At 62.5% G+C, this 15,737-nt stretch carries 12 protein-coding genes; 6 read left to right on the top strand and 6 right to left on the bottom strand.

Annotation, left to right across the window (positions count from 1 at the left end):
• Window positions 1-159 precede the first annotated feature (159 nt).
• Window positions 160-1,245: an iron-containing alcohol dehydrogenase family protein gene (locus tag C1N56_RS13035; RefSeq protein ID WP_394516740.1), complete on the bottom strand. Its 1,086-nt coding sequence runs from the start codon at window positions 1,243-1,245 to the stop codon at window positions 160-162.
• Window positions 1,246-1,373: 128 nt separating this feature from the next.
• Between C1N56_RS13035 and C1N56_RS13030 the strand changes: the two genes are divergently transcribed.
• The 3 genes from C1N56_RS13030 (at window position 1,374) to ybiB (ending at window position 5,501) form a co-directional block, all read left to right on the top strand.
• Window positions 1,374-2,270 (top strand): LysR family transcriptional regulator, encoded by an 897-nt coding sequence (locus C1N56_RS13030; RefSeq protein WP_394516739.1) that lies wholly within the window; start codon window positions 1,374-1,376, stop codon window positions 2,268-2,270.
• Window positions 2,271-2,324: 54 nt separating this feature from the next.
• Window positions 2,325-4,460, top strand: coding sequence for an ATP-dependent DNA helicase DinG (gene dinG, locus C1N56_RS13025; protein WP_021508441.1), 2,136 nt, complete (start codon window positions 2,325-2,327; stop codon window positions 4,458-4,460).
• Between the two features lie 72 nt (window positions 4,461-4,532).
• Window positions 4,533-5,501 carry a DNA-binding protein YbiB gene (gene ybiB, locus C1N56_RS13020; RefSeq protein WP_021508440.1) on the top strand — a complete coding sequence of 323 codons (969 nt, stop codon included), beginning with the start codon at window positions 4,533-4,535 and terminating at the stop codon, window positions 5,499-5,501.
• Window positions 5,502-5,615: 114 nt separating this feature from the next.
• Here ybiB and C1N56_RS13015 read toward each other — a convergent pair whose 3' ends face one another.
• The 3 genes from C1N56_RS13015 to hutH all read right to left on the bottom strand — a co-directional run bounded on the left by C1N56_RS13015 (window position 5,616) and on the right by hutH (window position 10,551).
• Window positions 5,616-6,773, bottom strand: coding sequence for a M20 aminoacylase family protein (locus C1N56_RS13015; protein WP_132465426.1), 1,158 nt, complete (start codon window positions 6,771-6,773; stop codon window positions 5,616-5,618).
• Window positions 6,774-7,301: 528 nt separating this feature from the next.
• A complete protein-coding gene (gene hutU, locus C1N56_RS13010) occupies window positions 7,302-8,987 on the bottom strand; it encodes a urocanate hydratase (RefSeq protein ID WP_394517475.1) in 1,686 nt (561 codons plus the stop codon).
• A gap of 10 nt (window positions 8,988-8,997) precedes the next feature.
• On the bottom strand, window positions 8,998-10,551 hold the full coding sequence (hutH, locus tag C1N56_RS13005) for a histidine ammonia-lyase (protein ID WP_394516738.1): 1,554 nt from the start codon (window positions 10,549-10,551) through the stop codon (window positions 8,998-9,000).
• Window positions 10,552-10,870: 319 nt separating this feature from the next.
• Here hutH and hutC point away from each other — a divergent pair, with 319 nt between their 5' ends.
• On the top strand, window positions 10,871-11,626 hold the full coding sequence (gene hutC, locus C1N56_RS13000) for a histidine utilization repressor (RefSeq protein ID WP_021508436.1): 756 nt from the start codon (window positions 10,871-10,873) through the stop codon (window positions 11,624-11,626).
• Here the strand turns inward: hutC and C1N56_RS12995 are convergent.
• Together C1N56_RS12995 and C1N56_RS12990 are read right to left on the bottom strand one after the other, a co-directional pair.
• Window positions 11,610-12,149, bottom strand: coding sequence for a HutD/Ves family protein (locus tag C1N56_RS12995; protein WP_394516737.1), 540 nt, complete (start codon window positions 12,147-12,149; stop codon window positions 11,610-11,612). The genes hutC and C1N56_RS12995 overlap by 17 nt on opposite strands.
• Window positions 12,146-13,501, bottom strand: a complete 1,356-nt coding sequence (locus C1N56_RS12990) for a formimidoylglutamate deiminase (protein WP_394516736.1) — start codon at window positions 13,499-13,501, stop codon at window positions 12,146-12,148. The genes C1N56_RS12995 and C1N56_RS12990 overlap by 4 nt, the downstream gene beginning before the upstream one ends.
• Window positions 13,502-13,585: 84 nt before the next feature.
• Here C1N56_RS12990 and hutI point away from each other — a divergent pair, with 84 nt between their 5' ends.
• Complete coding sequence (gene hutI / locus C1N56_RS12985; RefSeq protein ID WP_058769503.1) at window positions 13,586-14,800, top strand: imidazolonepropionase; 1,215 nt, start codon at window positions 13,586-13,588, stop codon at window positions 14,798-14,800.
• Window positions 14,797-15,588, top strand: a complete 792-nt coding sequence (hutG, locus tag C1N56_RS12980) for an N-formylglutamate deformylase (RefSeq protein ID WP_059009038.1) — start codon at window positions 14,797-14,799, stop codon at window positions 15,586-15,588. Before hutI ends, hutG begins: the two co-directional genes overlap by 4 nt.
• The last annotated feature ends 149 nt before the right edge of the window (window positions 15,589-15,737 follow it).

Raw genomic sequence — 15,737 nt, 5'->3', positions numbered from 1 at the left:
CGACCTGATGATGACGGTGCGCATAAATGCGCACCCTACAAAAGCGCGCGCTGGCCCGTAGGGTCGCCGTTTACGGTGACCTGGGGTTTGCCGTTTACGGTGACCTTGGATTTGCCGTTTACGGTGACCTGGGATTTACCACATCCATTGCGACCGCAATCAAACCCGTTCCGCCAGCCCTTCAATCCGCGCCATCGCCGCCCGCAACCGCGCTTCGTTGACCGGTTCGGCCATGTTCGCCATATCCGGCGCGTGGATAGATTCGCGTATAATCAACGCCAGCTCGCTCTCCTCCAGCGCGGCAATCTCGGCCAGCGTCAACGGTACGCCGCAGTCGCGCGCCAGGCGCATCTCATCCACCAGCTCTTCGTCGCTGCGATCCTCCAGCGCCAGCAGGCACAAATTGCCGTAACCCACCAGCAGGCCGTGACCAAACTCGCGCGTTTTGTCGCAGAAGGTAAAGCCTTCGTAAATGGCATGCGCAGCGGCGGCGTGGGCGCCATTGCTCATCAGCGAGGTCAGACCGGCCCAGGTAAAAATCGCGTCCAGCACCTGATCGAGCGAAGTGCCGCTCTCACCGCGCAGCACCGCTGCGTAAGCCGCCGGACCGTGCTCCGCGATCACCTCATAGCAGATCTGGCTGTGCGCCAGCGATGATAGCGCATTGCCGGTGCGCGCCGGATGGCGCGTGCTTACCGCGCGGAACTCATACCATTTAGCCAGCGTATCGCCGAGGCCCGCGGCCAGCCAGCGGGCAGGGGCGGCTGCCAGCAACTCACTGTCGATGATCACCGCCGCCGGCGCCTGTGGCAGCGGGAAAATATCAAAGAAGTTGCCGTTATCGTCGTAGCGAATGGTCAGCGGGGTCACCGCAGCGCAGGTGGCGGCAATTGTCGGGACGGTTATCACCGGCAGCCCGAGCTGCGCGCCCACCGCTTTAACCGTGTCCAGCGCCTTGCCGCCGCCCGCACCGATCAGCACTTCTGCCTGTTGTTCAACCGCTAACGCCGCCAGCCGTTCGATATGGTTAAGCGAGGTTTCGCCACCAAACCACACCGGTGCCAGCAGTGTGACCCCAGCGGCGTCGAGTTGCGTCTTCACCTGCGTCGCCACCGCCTGCATCGCGCGCTGGCCGCCAATCAGCAGTGCGCGCTGGCCCAGCCCGGCGCAGATGGCCCCCAGCTGGTTAATCACACCCGCACCACGCAGCACGCGCGCCGGGAACAGCAAATTTTGTTGCGACATAGCGAAAGCTCTCTTTTTCAGGGAATGGCTGCATCATCGCCAAAGCGGCTTGCAGAAAAAATCCCTGTCAGCCGATAATCACTTCAGCGATTCGTTAACTATTGTCAGCAATCCCTGAAGGAAGTGCGGTGCCAACCTTACCCAATCTGAAACTGCTGCAGGTGTTCGCCAGCGTGGTGGAAAACCAGGGCTATTCGCGTGCGCAGCAGGCGCTGAACATGACCACGCCGGCCATCAGCGCCTACATGAGTGAACTGGAAAGCCAGCTGGGCTTTATTCTGTGCCAGCGCGGGCGCGCGGGCTTTGCGCTGACCAGCAAAGGTGAACAGTTCTATGCCTATACCCGGGAAATGCTGGCGACCCTGAGCGGCTGGCAGTCGCAGGTGGAGACGCTGAAAAGCGCGCAGGGCGGCACGTTTGCGCTCGGCGTGGTCGACGCCACCGTCACCGACAGCACGCTGAATCTGCCGGCGGTTATCGCCCGTTTTAACCAGCGCTTTCCGGCGGTGTTTCTCACCCTCAGCGTGTGCGAGCCCAACGAACTGCAGCAGCAGGTGCTGGAAGATCGGCTCGACCTGGCCATCGGGCACTTTCCGCTGCGCGCCAGCAATCTGGTGACGCTGCCGCTGTACGAGGAGCAGCAGTGGCTATACTGCAGTCCGCAGCATGCGCTGGCGCAGGGCGATGCGGATGTGCGTCGCGTGCAGCAGACCGGTATGGTAACGCGGCGCTACTGGAACCAGCAGGAGCTGAACAAGCGCGGTTTCCGCCATAGCACCGCGTCGGTGGAGAGCATTGAAGCGCAGCTGACGCTAATTCTCTCCGGGCGCTATATCGGCTTTTTGCCCGAGCATTACGCGCGCAGCCGCGAGCAGCAGGGCCAGCTGCTGCGCCTGCTGCCACACCATTTTCACTTTCGCGCGCCGTTTTCGTTCGCCTTCCGGCGCGGCCGCGCGCGCGAGCCGCTGATCCGTGCGATGCGCGAAATTCTGAATCCAGCGCGAAAAACTGAGCGCGAAAGCTGACGCTGCGGCAATACTGTGTAAAAATACAGGCCGGTTTAACCAACAGTATTCACTATGGCCCTGACAGCAGCGATAAAAAGCCAGATTGCGCAATGGTATAAGGCGCTGCAGCAGCAGGTTCCTGACTTTATCCCGCGCGCGCCGCAGCGCCAGATGATCGCCGAAGTGGCGAAGAGTCTGGCCGGTGACGAGGGTCGCCATCTGGCCATTGAGGCGCCCACCGGCGTCGGCAAAACCCTGTCTTACCTGATTCCCGGCATTGCGGTCAGCCGCGCCGAAGAGAAACGTTTAGTCATCAGCACCGCCAACGTGGCGCTGCAGGATCAGATCTTCAGCAAAGATCTGCCGCTATTAAAGAAAATCATTCCTGACCTCACCTTCACCGCGGCTTTTGGTCGCGGACGCTATGTCTGTCCGCGCAACCTGACCGCGCTGGCAGCCACGGACGATCAGCAGGGCGATCTGCTGCTGTATCTCGACGAACAGGCGGTGACCGGTTCGAAAGAGGAGCAGAAATTCTGCGCGCGGCTGGAGAAAGACCTCAGCAGCTATAAGTGGGATGGCCTGCGCGATCACAGCGACGTGGCGATTGAAGACAGCCTGTGGCAGCGCCTCTCCACTGATAAAGCGAACTGCCTGGCACACCACTGCCGCTGGTACCGCGAATGCCCGTTCTTTGTGGCGCGACGCGAAATCGAGCAGGCCGATGTGGTGGTGGCGAACCATGCGCTGGTGATGGCGGCGATGGAGAATGAGTCAGTGCTGCCGCCGGCCAAACACCTGATGCTGGTGCTGGATGAAGGGCACCATCTGCCGGAAGTGGCGCGGGATGCGCTGGAGATGAGCGCGGAGATTACGCCGGGCTGGAGCAGCCTGCAGCTCGATCTGTTTGTGCGGCTGGTGGAGACCATCATGGCGCAGTTCCGGCCGAAATCCCCGCCGCCGCTGAGCAATCCCGAGCGCCTGAAAGGACACTGTGATGAGATGCGCGAACAGCTGCAGACGCTGTGCAACGCGCTCAATCCTCTGCTGCCGCGCGACAATCAGCCTGGCGAGTTTCGCTTTGTGCTCGGTGAGCTGCCGCCAGAACTGCTGACCCTGTGCGCGCGGCTGTTTAAGCTGAGTGATGCGCTGCGTGGCCTGAGCGAAGGGCTGCTCAACGAGCTGGGCGAACAGACCGGCAAGGCCGATATCATGCGGCTGCACAAAGCCATCCTGCAGCTCAATCGCCACTTCGGCTGGTTTGAATCCATCAGCAAACTGTGGCGGCTGGCGGCGATGGAAAAAGCGTCCAACGCGCCGGTGTCGAAATGGGTGACGCGTGAAATTCGTGACGGCCAGGCGCATCTGCTGTTTCACTGCGCCGGGATTCGCGTCAGCGACCAGCTGGAAAAGCTGCTGTGGCGCAAAATCCCGCACGTGGTGGTGACCTCGGCTACGCTGCGTTCGCTTAACAGCTTTAATCGCCTGCAGGAGATGTCCGGCCTGAACCAAAAGGCCGGCGACCGCTTTGTGGCACTCGACTCGCCGTTTAATCATGTCGATCAGGGCAAGCTGATCATCCCGCAAATGCGCTATGAGCCGCTGCTGGCCAATGAAGCGGAGCACATCGCTGAGATGGCGCGCTTCTTCCGCCAGCAAATGCAGGCGCAGCAGCATAAAGGCGTGCTGGTGCTGTTTGCCAGCGGACGGGCGATGCAGCAGTTTGTCAGCCTGGTGCCGGAGCTGCGTCTGTCGATGCTGGTTCAGGGCGATCAGCCGCGTTCACGGCTGGTGGAGCTTCACCGGCAACGGGTGACCGCCGGACAAAGCAGCATTCTGGTTGGCCTGCAATCTTTTGCCGAAGGGCTCGATTTGAAAGGCGATCTGTTGTCGCAGGTGCACATCCATAAAATTGCTTTTCCGCCGGTGGACAGTCCGGTAATTTTGACCGAAGGGGAGTGGCTGAAGAGCCTCAAACGCTACCCGTTTGAAGTACAAAGTTTACCCAGCGCATCGTTTACGCTGATCCAGCAGGTCGGGCGTCTGATCCGCAGCCATCAGTGTTTTGGTGAAATCGTCATTTACGATCGCCGGCTGCTGAGCAAAACCTACGGCAGCCGCCTGCTGGCCGCGCTGCCGGTGTTTCCGATTGAACAACCGCCGGTGCCGGAAGCGGACAAACCGGCGAAGCGCAGCAAGAAATCCTGAGTATGCGGCAACAGCCGGATGCACGATTGTTGGCCGCCGGGTGACGGCGCGCCCTGGAAGCGGGAAAGTGTGATGGAACTGAATAAGATCATTAAAGAGATTGGCCGCGGCAAGAATCACGCACGCGATATCGACTTTGACACTGCCGTGGCGCTTTACAGCGCGATGCTGGCGGACGAGGTGCCGGATCTCGAACTGGGTGGCGTGCTGATTGCGCTGCGCATCAAAGGCGAAGGGGAAGCAGAGATGCGCGGCTTCTACCACGCGATGCAACAGCGCATGATGCGGCTGCAGGCCCCGGCACAGCGTCCGATGCCCATCGTCATCCCCAGCTATAACGGCGCGCGTCGCCAGGGCAACCTGACGCCGCTGCTGGCGCTGCTGCTGGTGAAGCTGGGTTTTCCGGTGTTGCTGCACGGCGTCAGCGACGACCCAACCCGCGTAACCAGCGAAGCGGTGCTGGCGGCGCTGGATATTGCGCCAGTGACCAGCGCGCAACAGGCGCAGGCGAAACTCGACGCTGGCGAGCTGGCGTTCATCACCATCGATAATTTATGTGCGCCAATGGCTAAACAGCTGGCGCTGCGCTGGCGCATGGGCGTGCGCAACAGCGCGCACACGCTGGCCAAGCTGGCGACGCCGTTTGCCGAACGCGCCGCGCTGCGGCTGGCGAGCGTGTCGCATCCGGAATATGTGCCGCGCGTGGGTAAATTCTTCCAGGATATCGATGCACCGGCCATTCTGCTGAACGGCACAGAAGGTGAAGTCTATGCCAATCCGCAGCGCTGCCCGGCGATTAATTATATTCGCGGTGCCGGCGCAGAAGCGGAAGTGTGGGTCGAGCGGCAGCCAGAGGTCGCGCTGGCGTTAGCAGAGAGCAAAGGCGCCCAGGATACCGCAGCGTGGATCCGTCAGGTGCTGGCCGGTGAACGCGCGGTGCCGCAGGCGCTGCGCCTGCAGCTGGCGTGCTGTCTGGTGGCGACCGGCGAAGCCGCAACGATGGCCGATGCCGAAACGCGGTTACAGCAGGCGGGAATTTAACCGGGCTGCCCGGCCGGCCATGCACGAAAAACCTGGGCGGTGACGGCTGTCACCGCAGCGGTTGCGCAGGGGGTGCACGCCTGCGCAGCTGAAATGGCTTGCTGAGCAGCGCCATCAGCGTTTAATCAGTACGCTCTCCACCAGCTGCTGCCAGAACGTAATACCAATCGGCAGCAGCGCATCGTTAAAATCATAGTTGGCATTGTGTAGCGGGGCTGAAGGCGTGGCACCGTCAGCGCCGAGCCAGAAATAGGCGCCGGGACAGGCTTCCAGCATGCAGGCGAAATCTTCAGACGCCATCGACGGGTTAACCTGACAGTGCACCTGCTGTTCACCCAGCAGCTGGCACGCCACGTCACGCACCTGCTCCGCCGGGGCGACATGGTTGGCGGTAACCGGATAGCCGGGATACCAGTGAATCTCGCCGCTGACGCCAAACGGGCGCGGCAGCGTGGTGACAAAATCTTCAATCAGACCGCGCACGCGATTGCGCACGTCGGTCTGTAGACATCGCACCGTACCGCGCAGCGTGATCTGCTCCGGAATGACGTTGATAGCTTCGCCACCGTGAATCTGGGTGACACTGACCACCGCCGACGCCAGCGGTGACAGGCGGCGCGACGGGATGGTTTGCAGCGCCAGAATCAGCTCGGCGGCGACCACCATCGGGTCGGCACCGCTTTCCGGCATCGCCGCGTGGCAGCTTTTGCCGTGCAGCGTAATCTCAAACGAATCCAGCGATGCCATCATCGCGCCCGGATTTACCGCCAGCGATCCCACCGGCAATCCCGGCCAGTTGTGCATCGCGTACACGGCATCCATCGGGAAGCGCTGAAACAGACCTTCTTCCACCATTTTGCGCGCACCACCGAGATTCTCTTCGGCTGGCTGAAACAGGAAATGTACCGTACCTTTGAAATTGCGCGTGGCGGCCAGCTGACAGGCTGCGGCCAGCAGTATCGCGGTGTGGCCATCGTGACCACAGGCGTGCATCACGCCAGGCCGGCTCGATTTCCACTGCGGCTCGCCTTTTTCGGTGATCGGCAGGGCATCCATATCGGCGCGCAGCCCGATGACCGGACCGGGACCATTTTCCAGCGTGCCGATCACGCCGGTGCCGGCGAGACCGCGAAACACCTGCAGTCCGGCATCGGTCAGCACCTGAGCTACCAGTTCGCTGGTCTGCTGCTCCTGGTAACCCAGTTCAGGGTGTTGATGTAACTGACGACGCCAGGTGAGGGCGTTTTCCAGCAGGACAGCAGGCAGGCTCATAAGGTAAGGCTCCATCAGCAGCGTCAGCTGCGCAATCTCCGACGCGGGAAGTTAAGTGTCCACTGTAGTGGTAAGCGTGGGGGGCGTCTATCGTGGAAAGGAATAATTTGGCTATAGGCTATAGCGGATTGGCATAAGCGGATGGGGGCAAGGTCGGCACAAATGCCGACCCTACAGGGCGCGATAGGATACCGCCGTGCTGGTGCTGCACGCGGTCGGCATGAATGCCGACCCTACAGAGCGCGATAGGATACCGCCATGCTGGTGCTGCACGCGGTCGGCATGAATGCCGACCCTACAGGGCGTGATGGGATACCGCGGTGCTGGTGGTGCATGTGGTCGGCATGAATGCCGACCCTACAGGGCGCGATGGGATGCTGCCGTGCTGGCGCTGCACGCGGTCGGCATAAATGCCGACCTTATACAGTGCAACCTTTGGGAACAGTGTTAAGTCTTAACAGACCCACATTGCGGCACTGCCCAGCCGGGGTAACCTACCGTAGGGTGCGCATTGATGCGCACCTGGAACTACTTCAGCATCGGCAAATTGAGACCATGCTGCTCTGCGCAGGTCTGCGCCAGCTCGTAGCCCGCATCGGCATGACGCATCACGCCGGTGGCCGGGTCGTTCCACAGCACGCGACCAAGGCGCGCATCCGCTTCAGCCGTACCGTCACAGACGATCACCACCCCGGAATGCTGCGAGAAGCCCATTCCGACGCCGCCGCCGTGGTGCAGGCTCACCCAGGTGGCCCCGCCGGCGGTGTTCAGCAGCGCGTTCAGCAGCGGCCAGTCCGACACTGCATCCGAGCCATCCTTCATCGCCTCGGTTTCACGGTTAGGTGACGCCACCGAGCCGCAGTCGAGGTGGTCACGACCGATCACGATCGGCGCTTTCAGCTCGCCGTTGCGCACCATCTCATTGAATGCCAGCGCGGCTTTATGCCGCTCGCCCAGCCCCAGCCAGCAAATACGCGCCGGCAGGCCCTGGAAGGCGATGCGCTCCTGCGCCATATCCAGCCAGCGGTGCAGGTTTTTGTGATCCGGGAACAGCTCTTTCAGTTTGGCGTCGGTTTTATAGATATCTTCTGCATCGCCCGAGAGCGCCACCCAGCGGAACGGGCCTTTGCCCTCGCAGAACAGCGGACGGATATACGCCGGCACGAAGCCCGGGAAGTCAAAGGCATTTTTCACCCCTTCATCCAGCGCCACCTGACGAATATTGTTGCCGTAATCCACGGTCGGCACACCCATGTGGTGGAAGTCGAGCATCGCCTGCACGTGCTGCGCCATGGAAGCGCGTGCCGCTTTCTCTACCGCTTTCGGATTGCTGACGCGCTCGGCTTCCCAGCGTGCCACGTCCCAGCCCACCGGCAGATAGCCGTTGATCGGGTCGTGCGCGGAGGTCTGATCGGTCACGATGTCAGGCTTCATGCCGCCCGCTTTCGCGCGCTGCACCAGTTCCGGGACCAGCTCGGCCGCGTTGCCCAACAGGCCCACGGAGATCGCCTGGCCGGCTTCGGTGGCGTCTTTGATCAGCACCAGCGCCTCATCCAGGCTGTAGGCTTTATGGTCGAGGTAGCGGGTGCGCAGACGGAAATCGATGCGCGACTCCTGGCACTCAATCGCCAGCACGCAGGCACCGGCCAGCACGCCCGCCAGCGGCTGCGCGCCGCCCATGCCGCCCAGACCGGCGGTGAGGATCCAGCGGCCCGTCAGGTCACTGTTGTAGTGCTGGCGACCGGCTTCAGCGAAGGTTTCAAAGGTACCCTGCACGATGCCCTGCGCGCCGATATAGATCCATGAACCAGCGGTCATCTGGCCATACATCATCAGCCCGGCCTTATCCAGTTCGTGGAAGTGATCCCATGTCGCCCAGTGTGGCACCAGGTTGGAGTTGGCCAGCAGTACGCGCGGCGCATCGGCATGGGTGCGGAACACACCGACCGGCTTGCCGGACTGAATCAGCAGCGTCTCTTCCGGCTGCAGCGCGCGCAGCGAGCGCAGAATCTGCTCAAAGCACGCCCAGTTGCGCGCGGCTTTGCCGATTCCGCCATACACCACCAGATCCTCCGGGCGTTCGGCCACGTCAGGATCGAGGTTGTTCTGAATCATGCGGTATGCCGCTTCAATCAGCCAGTTGGCGCAGTGCAGTTCATTACCGCGCGGCGCACGGATTTCACGGGCAACAGCCTGAGTCAAAGTTTCGCTCATCATCGGTTCCTTAATTAGCAGTAGAACGCTGGCTTGGCAGCAGCGCAGTAAGGGTTTCAGGCCAGACATAACTGCTGGCCCACAGGCGCATGGCATCAATGTCCGGCGCCAGTAAACGGTCCTGATCGAGGAAGGCGACCTGCGCACGAATGCGGCTCATCTCCTGTTCGATCGCGGCAGAGCTTTGCAGCGGGCGGTGGAAGTCGATGCCCTGCGCCGCTGCCATCGCTTCAATGCCGACCACGGCAGCAGTGTTGAAGCACATCTCGCCCAGGCGGCGTGCCGCGTAGGTGGCCATCGATACGTGATCTTCCTGATTGGCTGAGGTCGGCAGGCTGTCGATGCTGCCCGGGTGCGCCAGCGACTTGTTCTCCGAGGCCAGCGCGGCAGCGGTAACCTGCGCAATCATGAAGCCCGAGTTCACACCGCCGTCGCGCACCAGGAAGGGCGGCAGGCCGGAGAGACCGGTGTCGAGCAGCAGCGCCAGGCGGCGTTCGGAGATAGCACCGACTTCAGCAATCGCCAGCGCGATGATGTCGGCGGCAAAGGCCACCGGCTCGGCGTGGAAGTTACCGCCGGAGATCACGTCGCCGCTGTCGCTGAAGACCAGCGGGTTGTCAGAAGCGGCGTTGGCTTCAATCTGCAGCACGCGCGCGGCGTGGCTGAGGTTATCGAGACAGGCGCCCATCACCTGCGGTACGCAGCGGATCGAGTAGGGATCCTGCACGCGTCCGCAGTTGCTGTGCGAACTGAGAATTTCGCTGCCTTCGAGCAGCGTCGCCACTGCAGCGGCGACGGCAATCTGCCCGTGCTGGCCGCGCGCCTGATGGATGCGTGCATCAAACGGTTTAACCGAGCCTTTAATTGCTTCCAGCGACAGCGCGCCAGCCATCAGCCCGGCGGCAAACAGATTTTCGGCTTCAAACAGCCCACGCAGCGCCAGCGCGGTAGAGACCTGGGTGCCGTTGAGTAACGCCAGACCCTCTTTTGGCCCCAGCACAATCGGCTGCAGGCCGACGCGGGCCAGGCCTTCGCTGGCGGGCACCAGCTGGCCGTCAATGCGTACCTGGCCTTCACCGAGCAGCATCAGGGAGAGATGCGCCAGCGGCGCCAGATCGCCGGACGCGCCAACCGATCCCTTCGCCGGGATGCACGGCATCACGCCAGCGTTGAACAGCGCCAGCAGCGCGTCAATCAGTTCCATGCGGATGCCCGAGTGGCCGCGTGCCAGGCTGATGATTTTGCTGGCGACTACCAGGCGGGTGACGTTGTCCGGCAGCAGATCGCCGAGGCCGACGCTGTGTGACAGCACCAGATTACGCTGCAGTTCCGCCAGGCGTTCGGCGGGGATCTGCGTTTGCGCCAGCTTGCCGAAGCCGGTGTTGATGCCGTACACCACCTTGCCCGAGGCGACAATGGCCTCGACGGTTTCACGTGCGCGGTCAATATCCGCCCGCGCTTCCTCTGCCAGCTGCAGGGTCACCTTATCCTGATAAATGCGGCGTAAGGTGGCGAGGTCCACTTCACCGGGAACGAGGCGAATTGCCTGAACCGAACCTGACATAGTCTACTCCTGTCTATACAAGTGATCTGCCACGTTGTGGCGGAGCGCAAGTTGCGATGGCATCCGCCAGAGGCGCTATAAGTGTTGTGAGTGAAGCATAAGTGTCTAATCTTGTCTATACAAGTAGCAAGCGCTGTGCCAGATTAATCGTATTCTGTGAAACGTGCCGCAATGCGGGCGCGGCAACCTCCAGCCTGCTACGCTGCACCAAAAGCGGGCGGCAGCTGCACCACGCGGGCAGGCTTTGCACTATTGGATGTATATACATTTAGGCGGCGAGACAGTAAACTTCACATATCATTTGGAAAAGGAACAGGAAATGGCGGAGCAAACGGCAATCGCACAGCTGGCGGCAGCGATGGGGGATGAACCCGCGCCCATTTACCAGCGCGTTAAGCAGGCAATCGTCAGCCAGATCCGCGAAGGTCACTGGAAAGCCAATCAGCGGGTGCCGTCGGAGAGCGAGCTGGTCAATGAACTGGGCGTCAGCCGCATGACTATCAACCGCGCGCTGCGCGAACTCACCAGTGAAGGATTTCTGGTGCGCATGCAGGGCGTCGGGACCTTTGTCGCGGAGATGAAGGGCTACACCGCAATGCTGGAAGTGCATAACATCGCCGATGAAATTGCCCAGCGCGGCCATACGCACAGCTGCAAAATTCTCTCGATAGGTCAGATGAAGGCCGATCCGGAACAGGCGGCGGTGCTGGGACTCTCCACCGGCCAGACGCTATATCATTCGCTGATCGTGCATTACGAAAATGAGCTGCCGGTGCAGCTGGAAGATCGTCTGGTCAATCCGCTGGTCGCGCCTGACTACCTCAGCCAGGATTACCACAGCCTGACGCCGTACACCTATCTGATGCGCGTCGCCCCGCTGACCGCCGGTGAGCATATCGTTGAAGCGGTACTGCCGGATTTGCGCCAGCGTAAGCATCTGGCGCTGGACGAGCACGAGCCGTGCCTGCTTATCCGCCGCCAGACGTGGAGCGACAACAAAATTGTCACCTATGCGCGCCTGCTCTATCCAGGCTCACGCTACAAATTGCTGGGCCGCTTCAGGGGACACGGCTAAGCGCGATAAACAGCAGGCTGGCCTCTGTCGTTTGCGGCACCAGCTGCTGCTGCTCCTGCAGCCACCACATTCCCTGCTGCGCCTGCAGCGTCTCGCCCGCACTGCTGCGCCATGTACCGGCCAGCACATACGCCACGCCATGCAGGCTGCTGACCGTCTGCTGCTCCACGCTTACCGCCGCGCGCCAGCTGTCGCGCCGCGTCATGATATTGAAGTCCTGACAGCTGCCGCTAACCTGCGCCTCTATCGCCCATTCGCCGGGAAAGGCCCACGGCTGATGGGGCAGCAACGGCTGTTCGGCCTGTTCACAGCGCAGCAGCACGCTATCACCCTGAAGCAGGGTAATTACCCGATCGACGCCGGGGAAGGGCGAGAACGGCCCGTCGGCGTCGATGGTGGCGATGCTGGCGCGCCACTGGAACTCTGCTGCGCCCGGCGGATAGCTGATAATTTCGCGCGTTTCCCCACCGCCGTTGCGCCAGCGGCTGACCGGCAGCTGCGCGTAGTCAAAGCGCGCGATCATTGCAGTGCCCGCATTGCCCGGGCGAAGCCAGCGGCGGCCGCTTCTTCCGCCGCGTGGTGGCCTTGCTGAATCACCGGCTGTCCGGCAACAAACACGTCTCGAATTTGCTGGCTGCTGCCGGCAAACAGCCAGCGATTGATCAGCGCGGCGGAGCTGACGCTGGCCAGCAGCGCATCCTCCTCCAGCACCAGCCAGTCGGCGCGTTTGCCCACCGCCAGCTCACCGCTGGCAATGCCACAGGCCTGCGCGCCGCCCTGCGCCGCCTGCTGCCACAGCAGATCGCCGACCGAGGGTTGATCGGTTAGCGTGATGCGGTTGCGGCGACGATCGCGCAGCCGCTGGCCATACTCCAGCCAGCGCAGCTCCTCCAGCGCACTGAGCGAAACGTGGCTGTCAGAGCCAATGCCCCAGCGCCCGCCGCGCCCGATGTACTCTACCGCCGGGAAGATGCCATCGCCGAGATTGGCTTCGGTGGTGGGACACAGCCCGGCAATCGCGCCGCTGTCTGCCATGCGCGCCATCTCCTGCTGATCGAGATGGGTGGCGTGAATCAGGCACCAGCGCGCATCAACGGCAAAGCGGTTATACAGCCACGCCACCGGCCGTTCGCCGCTCCATGCCAGACTGTCATTAACCTCTTTTTCCTGCTCGGCAACGTGAATGTGCACCGGCAGATGCGTAGCGCTGGCGGCCAGCACCTCATGCATCTGGGCTTCGCTTACCGCCCGCAGCGAGTGGAAACACAGGCCGTGGTTGATCAGCGGCTGCTGCGCGCTCCACTGCGCGACGCGCTGCTGCTGTTGCAGATAGGCATCGGTGTGCTGAATGAAGCGTCGCTGACCGTCGCTGGCCGGCTGCGCACCGAAGCCGCTGTAGCTGTACAGCACCGGCAGCAGCGTCTGGCCGATACCGGCAGTGCGTGCCGCCTGCATCAGCTGGTGCAGCATCGCATCGTCGGCATAGGGCTGGCCGTGCGGATCGTGATGCAGATAGTGAAATTCCGCCACCTGGCTGTAGCCGCCCTTGAGCATATCAATGTAGAGATGGGTGGCGATGGCACCGACCTGCTCAGGCGACAGGCGCTGCACCATGCGGTACATCAGATCGCGCCACGTCCAGAAGCTGTCCTGCGGATCGCCTGCCACTTCCGCCAGCCCGGCCATGGCGCGCTGGAAGGCATGGGAATGCAGGTTGGCCATCGCCGGAATCACCGGTCCGGCCAGGCGCACGGCGTCACCGGGCGAACTGTCGGCGGTAAGGGCGCGAATAAATCCCTGATCGTCGGTTGCGATCAGCACGTTTTCCTGCCAGCCGTCGGCCAGCCGTGCGCGTGGGGCAAAATAAACTGCCATGGTTGATCCTCAATGGCGGAAAGTTGTATATACATATACATACTTTGAGGCGCAGTGTAAATCGCCAGACAAAAGGGGAGTGGGATGGCAAGTAAACAGATCGACAGCCTGTGGCTGGGGGCCGATGTGGTCACCATGCGTGACGGTCGCTATAACCTGATTGAGGATGGCGCCGTGGCGGTGGATAACGGCGAGCTGGTGTGGGTCGGCCCGCGCAGCGCGTTACCGGACTTTGCCCCGCGCCGGCAGCAGCAGTTTGACGGCGGCATCATTACGCCCGGTCTGGTGGATTGCCACACGCATCTGGTGTTTGGCGGCGATCGCAGCCAGGAGTTCGAACAGCGGCTCAACGGCGTGAGCTACGCGGAGATCGCCGCGCAGGGCGGCGGCATCCTGTCGACGGTGCGCGCCACGCGCGCGGCCAGCCAGCAGCAGCTGGTGGATTCGGCGCGCTGGCGGCTCGATCGCCTGCTGGCCGAAGGCGTTACCACGGTGGAGATCAAATCCGGCTACGGGCTGGACGAGGAGAGCGAGCTCACTCTGCTGCGCGCTATCCGCGAGCTGGCGCAGTCGGTGCCTGCCGATGTGCAGGCCACCTGCCTGGCGGCGCACGGCTTCCCGCCAGAGTTCAGGGATAACCCGCAGGGCTGGATTGATATCATCTGCCAGCGCCTGCTGCCGCGGGTGAAAGCGGAAGGGCTGGCGGATGCGGTCGACGCGTTTTGCGAACACCTGGCGCTGTCACCGCAGCAGGTGAGCGCGGTATTTGATGCCGCCAAAGCGCTCGGCCTGCCGGTGAAGCTGCACGCTGAACAGCTGTCGGCACTCGGCGGTGCCGCACTGGCGGCGCGCTATGGTGCGCTCTCAGCCGATCACCTCGAATACGCCACGGAGGACGATGCCCGCGCGATGGCGGAGCATGGCACGGTGGCGGTACTGCTGCCCGGAGCGTTCTATCTGCTGCGCGAGACGCAGCGTCCGCCGGTCGAACTGTTCCGCCAGCACGGCGTGCCAATGGCGCTGGCCAGCGATGCCAATCCGGGCACGTCACCGGCGCTGTCGCTGCGGCTGATGCTGAACATGGGCTGTACGCTGTTTGGCCTGACGCCGGAAGAAGCGCTGGCCGGCGTCACGCTGTGGGGCGCGAAGGCGCTTGGCCTGCAGGCCACGCACGGCTCGCTGGAGCCAGGCAAAGTAGCCAATTTTGTCCACTGGCCGCTGGCTCGGCCGGCTGAGCTGGTTTACTGGCTGGGCGGCGAACTGCCGTGCCAGGTTATCTATCGTGGAGAAGCGCAATGACCCCTTTTCATTTCACCGCCGGTAAGCTGCCGCTGCTGGTCAGTATTCCGCATGCCGGTACCCAACTGACGCCGGAGGTTGACGCCGGGCTGAGCGAGGCCGCGCGCGGCCTGCCGGATACCGACTGGCATATTCCGCTGCTGTACGACTTTGTGCGCGACCTCGGTGCCAGCGTACTGATCGGGCACTACTCGCGCTTCGTGATCGATCTCAACCGTCCGCCGGACAACCAGCCGCTGTACAGCACGGCCACCACCGGGCTCTATCCTGAAACGCTGTTTGATGGCACGCCGACCTTCAAACCCGGCATGACGCCGGACAGCGCGGCGCGTCAGCGCTATCTGGAGACTATCTGGCAGCCCTATCATCAGCAGATTCAGCAGGAGCTGGCGCGGCTGAAAGCCGAACATGGCTATGCGCTGCTGTTTGATGCGCACTCCATCGCTTCGGTGATTCCGCGCCTGTTCGACGGCCAGCTGCCGGACCTGAACATCGGCACCAACGATGGCGCCAGCTGTTCGGCGGCCAGCATCGCGGCGATTGAGCAGGTGTGCGCCGCGCAAAGCGACTACAGCTGGGTGGTGAACGGACGCTTTAAAGGCGGCTACATCACGCGCGCTTACGGCCAGCCAGCGCAGGGCGTGCAGGCGGTGCAGCTGGAGCTGGCGCAGCTGAATTACATGGATGAGGCGCCGCCGTTTGCCTGGCAGCAGAATCGCGCCACGCGGTTGCAGCACGTGCTGAAGCCGCTGCTGCAGGCGTTTCTGCAGGCGGGGAAAGCCGTTTAATTGATGCGGGTCGCCATCACGGTGACCCCGTTTCTCATTTGGCGGATGTACATCCGCTGCCTCACTCCCCAATGCTGTGCAACCCCTGCCCTGAAAGGGTGCGCGACGCGTTCCGCCTGACGCCGATCCCCTCCGTTTACCGTCTTTGC

Source organism: Pantoea sp. SGAir0175 (assembly GCF_043547855.1).
Note: the sequence above shows the minus strand (reverse complement) of the source record. Positions and strands in the feature narration are given on the sequence as shown.

Coding starts and splice junctions, on each gene's coding strand:
- C1N56_RS13035 (WP_394516740.1), bottom strand. CDS start 1,245: ATGTCGCAACAAAATTTGCTGTTCCCGGCGCGCGTGCTGCGTGGTGCG.
- dinG (WP_021508441.1), top strand. CDS start 2,325: ATGGCCCTGACAGCAGCGATAAAAAGCCAGATTGCGCAATGGTATAAG.
- ybiB (WP_021508440.1), top strand. CDS start 4,533: ATGGAACTGAATAAGATCATTAAAGAGATTGGCCGCGGCAAGAATCAC.
- C1N56_RS13015 (WP_132465426.1), bottom strand. CDS start 6,773: ATGAGCCTGCCTGCTGTCCTGCTGGAAAACGCCCTCACCTGGCGTCGT.
- hutU (WP_394517475.1), bottom strand. CDS start 8,987: ATGAGCGAAACTTTGACTCAGGCTGTTGCCCGTGAAATCCGTGCGCCG.
- hutH (WP_394516738.1), bottom strand. CDS start 10,551: ATGTCAGGTTCGGTTCAGGCAATTCGCCTCGTTCCCGGTGAAGTGGAC.
- hutC (WP_021508436.1), top strand. CDS start 10,871: ATGGCGGAGCAAACGGCAATCGCACAGCTGGCGGCAGCGATGGGGGAT.
- C1N56_RS12995 (WP_394516737.1), bottom strand. CDS start 12,149: ATGATCGCGCGCTTTGACTACGCGCAGCTGCCGGTCAGCCGCTGGCGC.
- C1N56_RS12990 (WP_394516736.1), bottom strand. CDS start 13,501: ATGGCAGTTTATTTTGCCCCACGCGCACGGCTGGCCGACGGCTGGCAG.
- hutI (WP_058769503.1), top strand. CDS start 13,586: ATGGCAAGTAAACAGATCGACAGCCTGTGGCTGGGGGCCGATGTGGTC.
- hutG (WP_059009038.1), top strand. CDS start 14,797: ATGACCCCTTTTCATTTCACCGCCGGTAAGCTGCCGCTGCTGGTCAGT.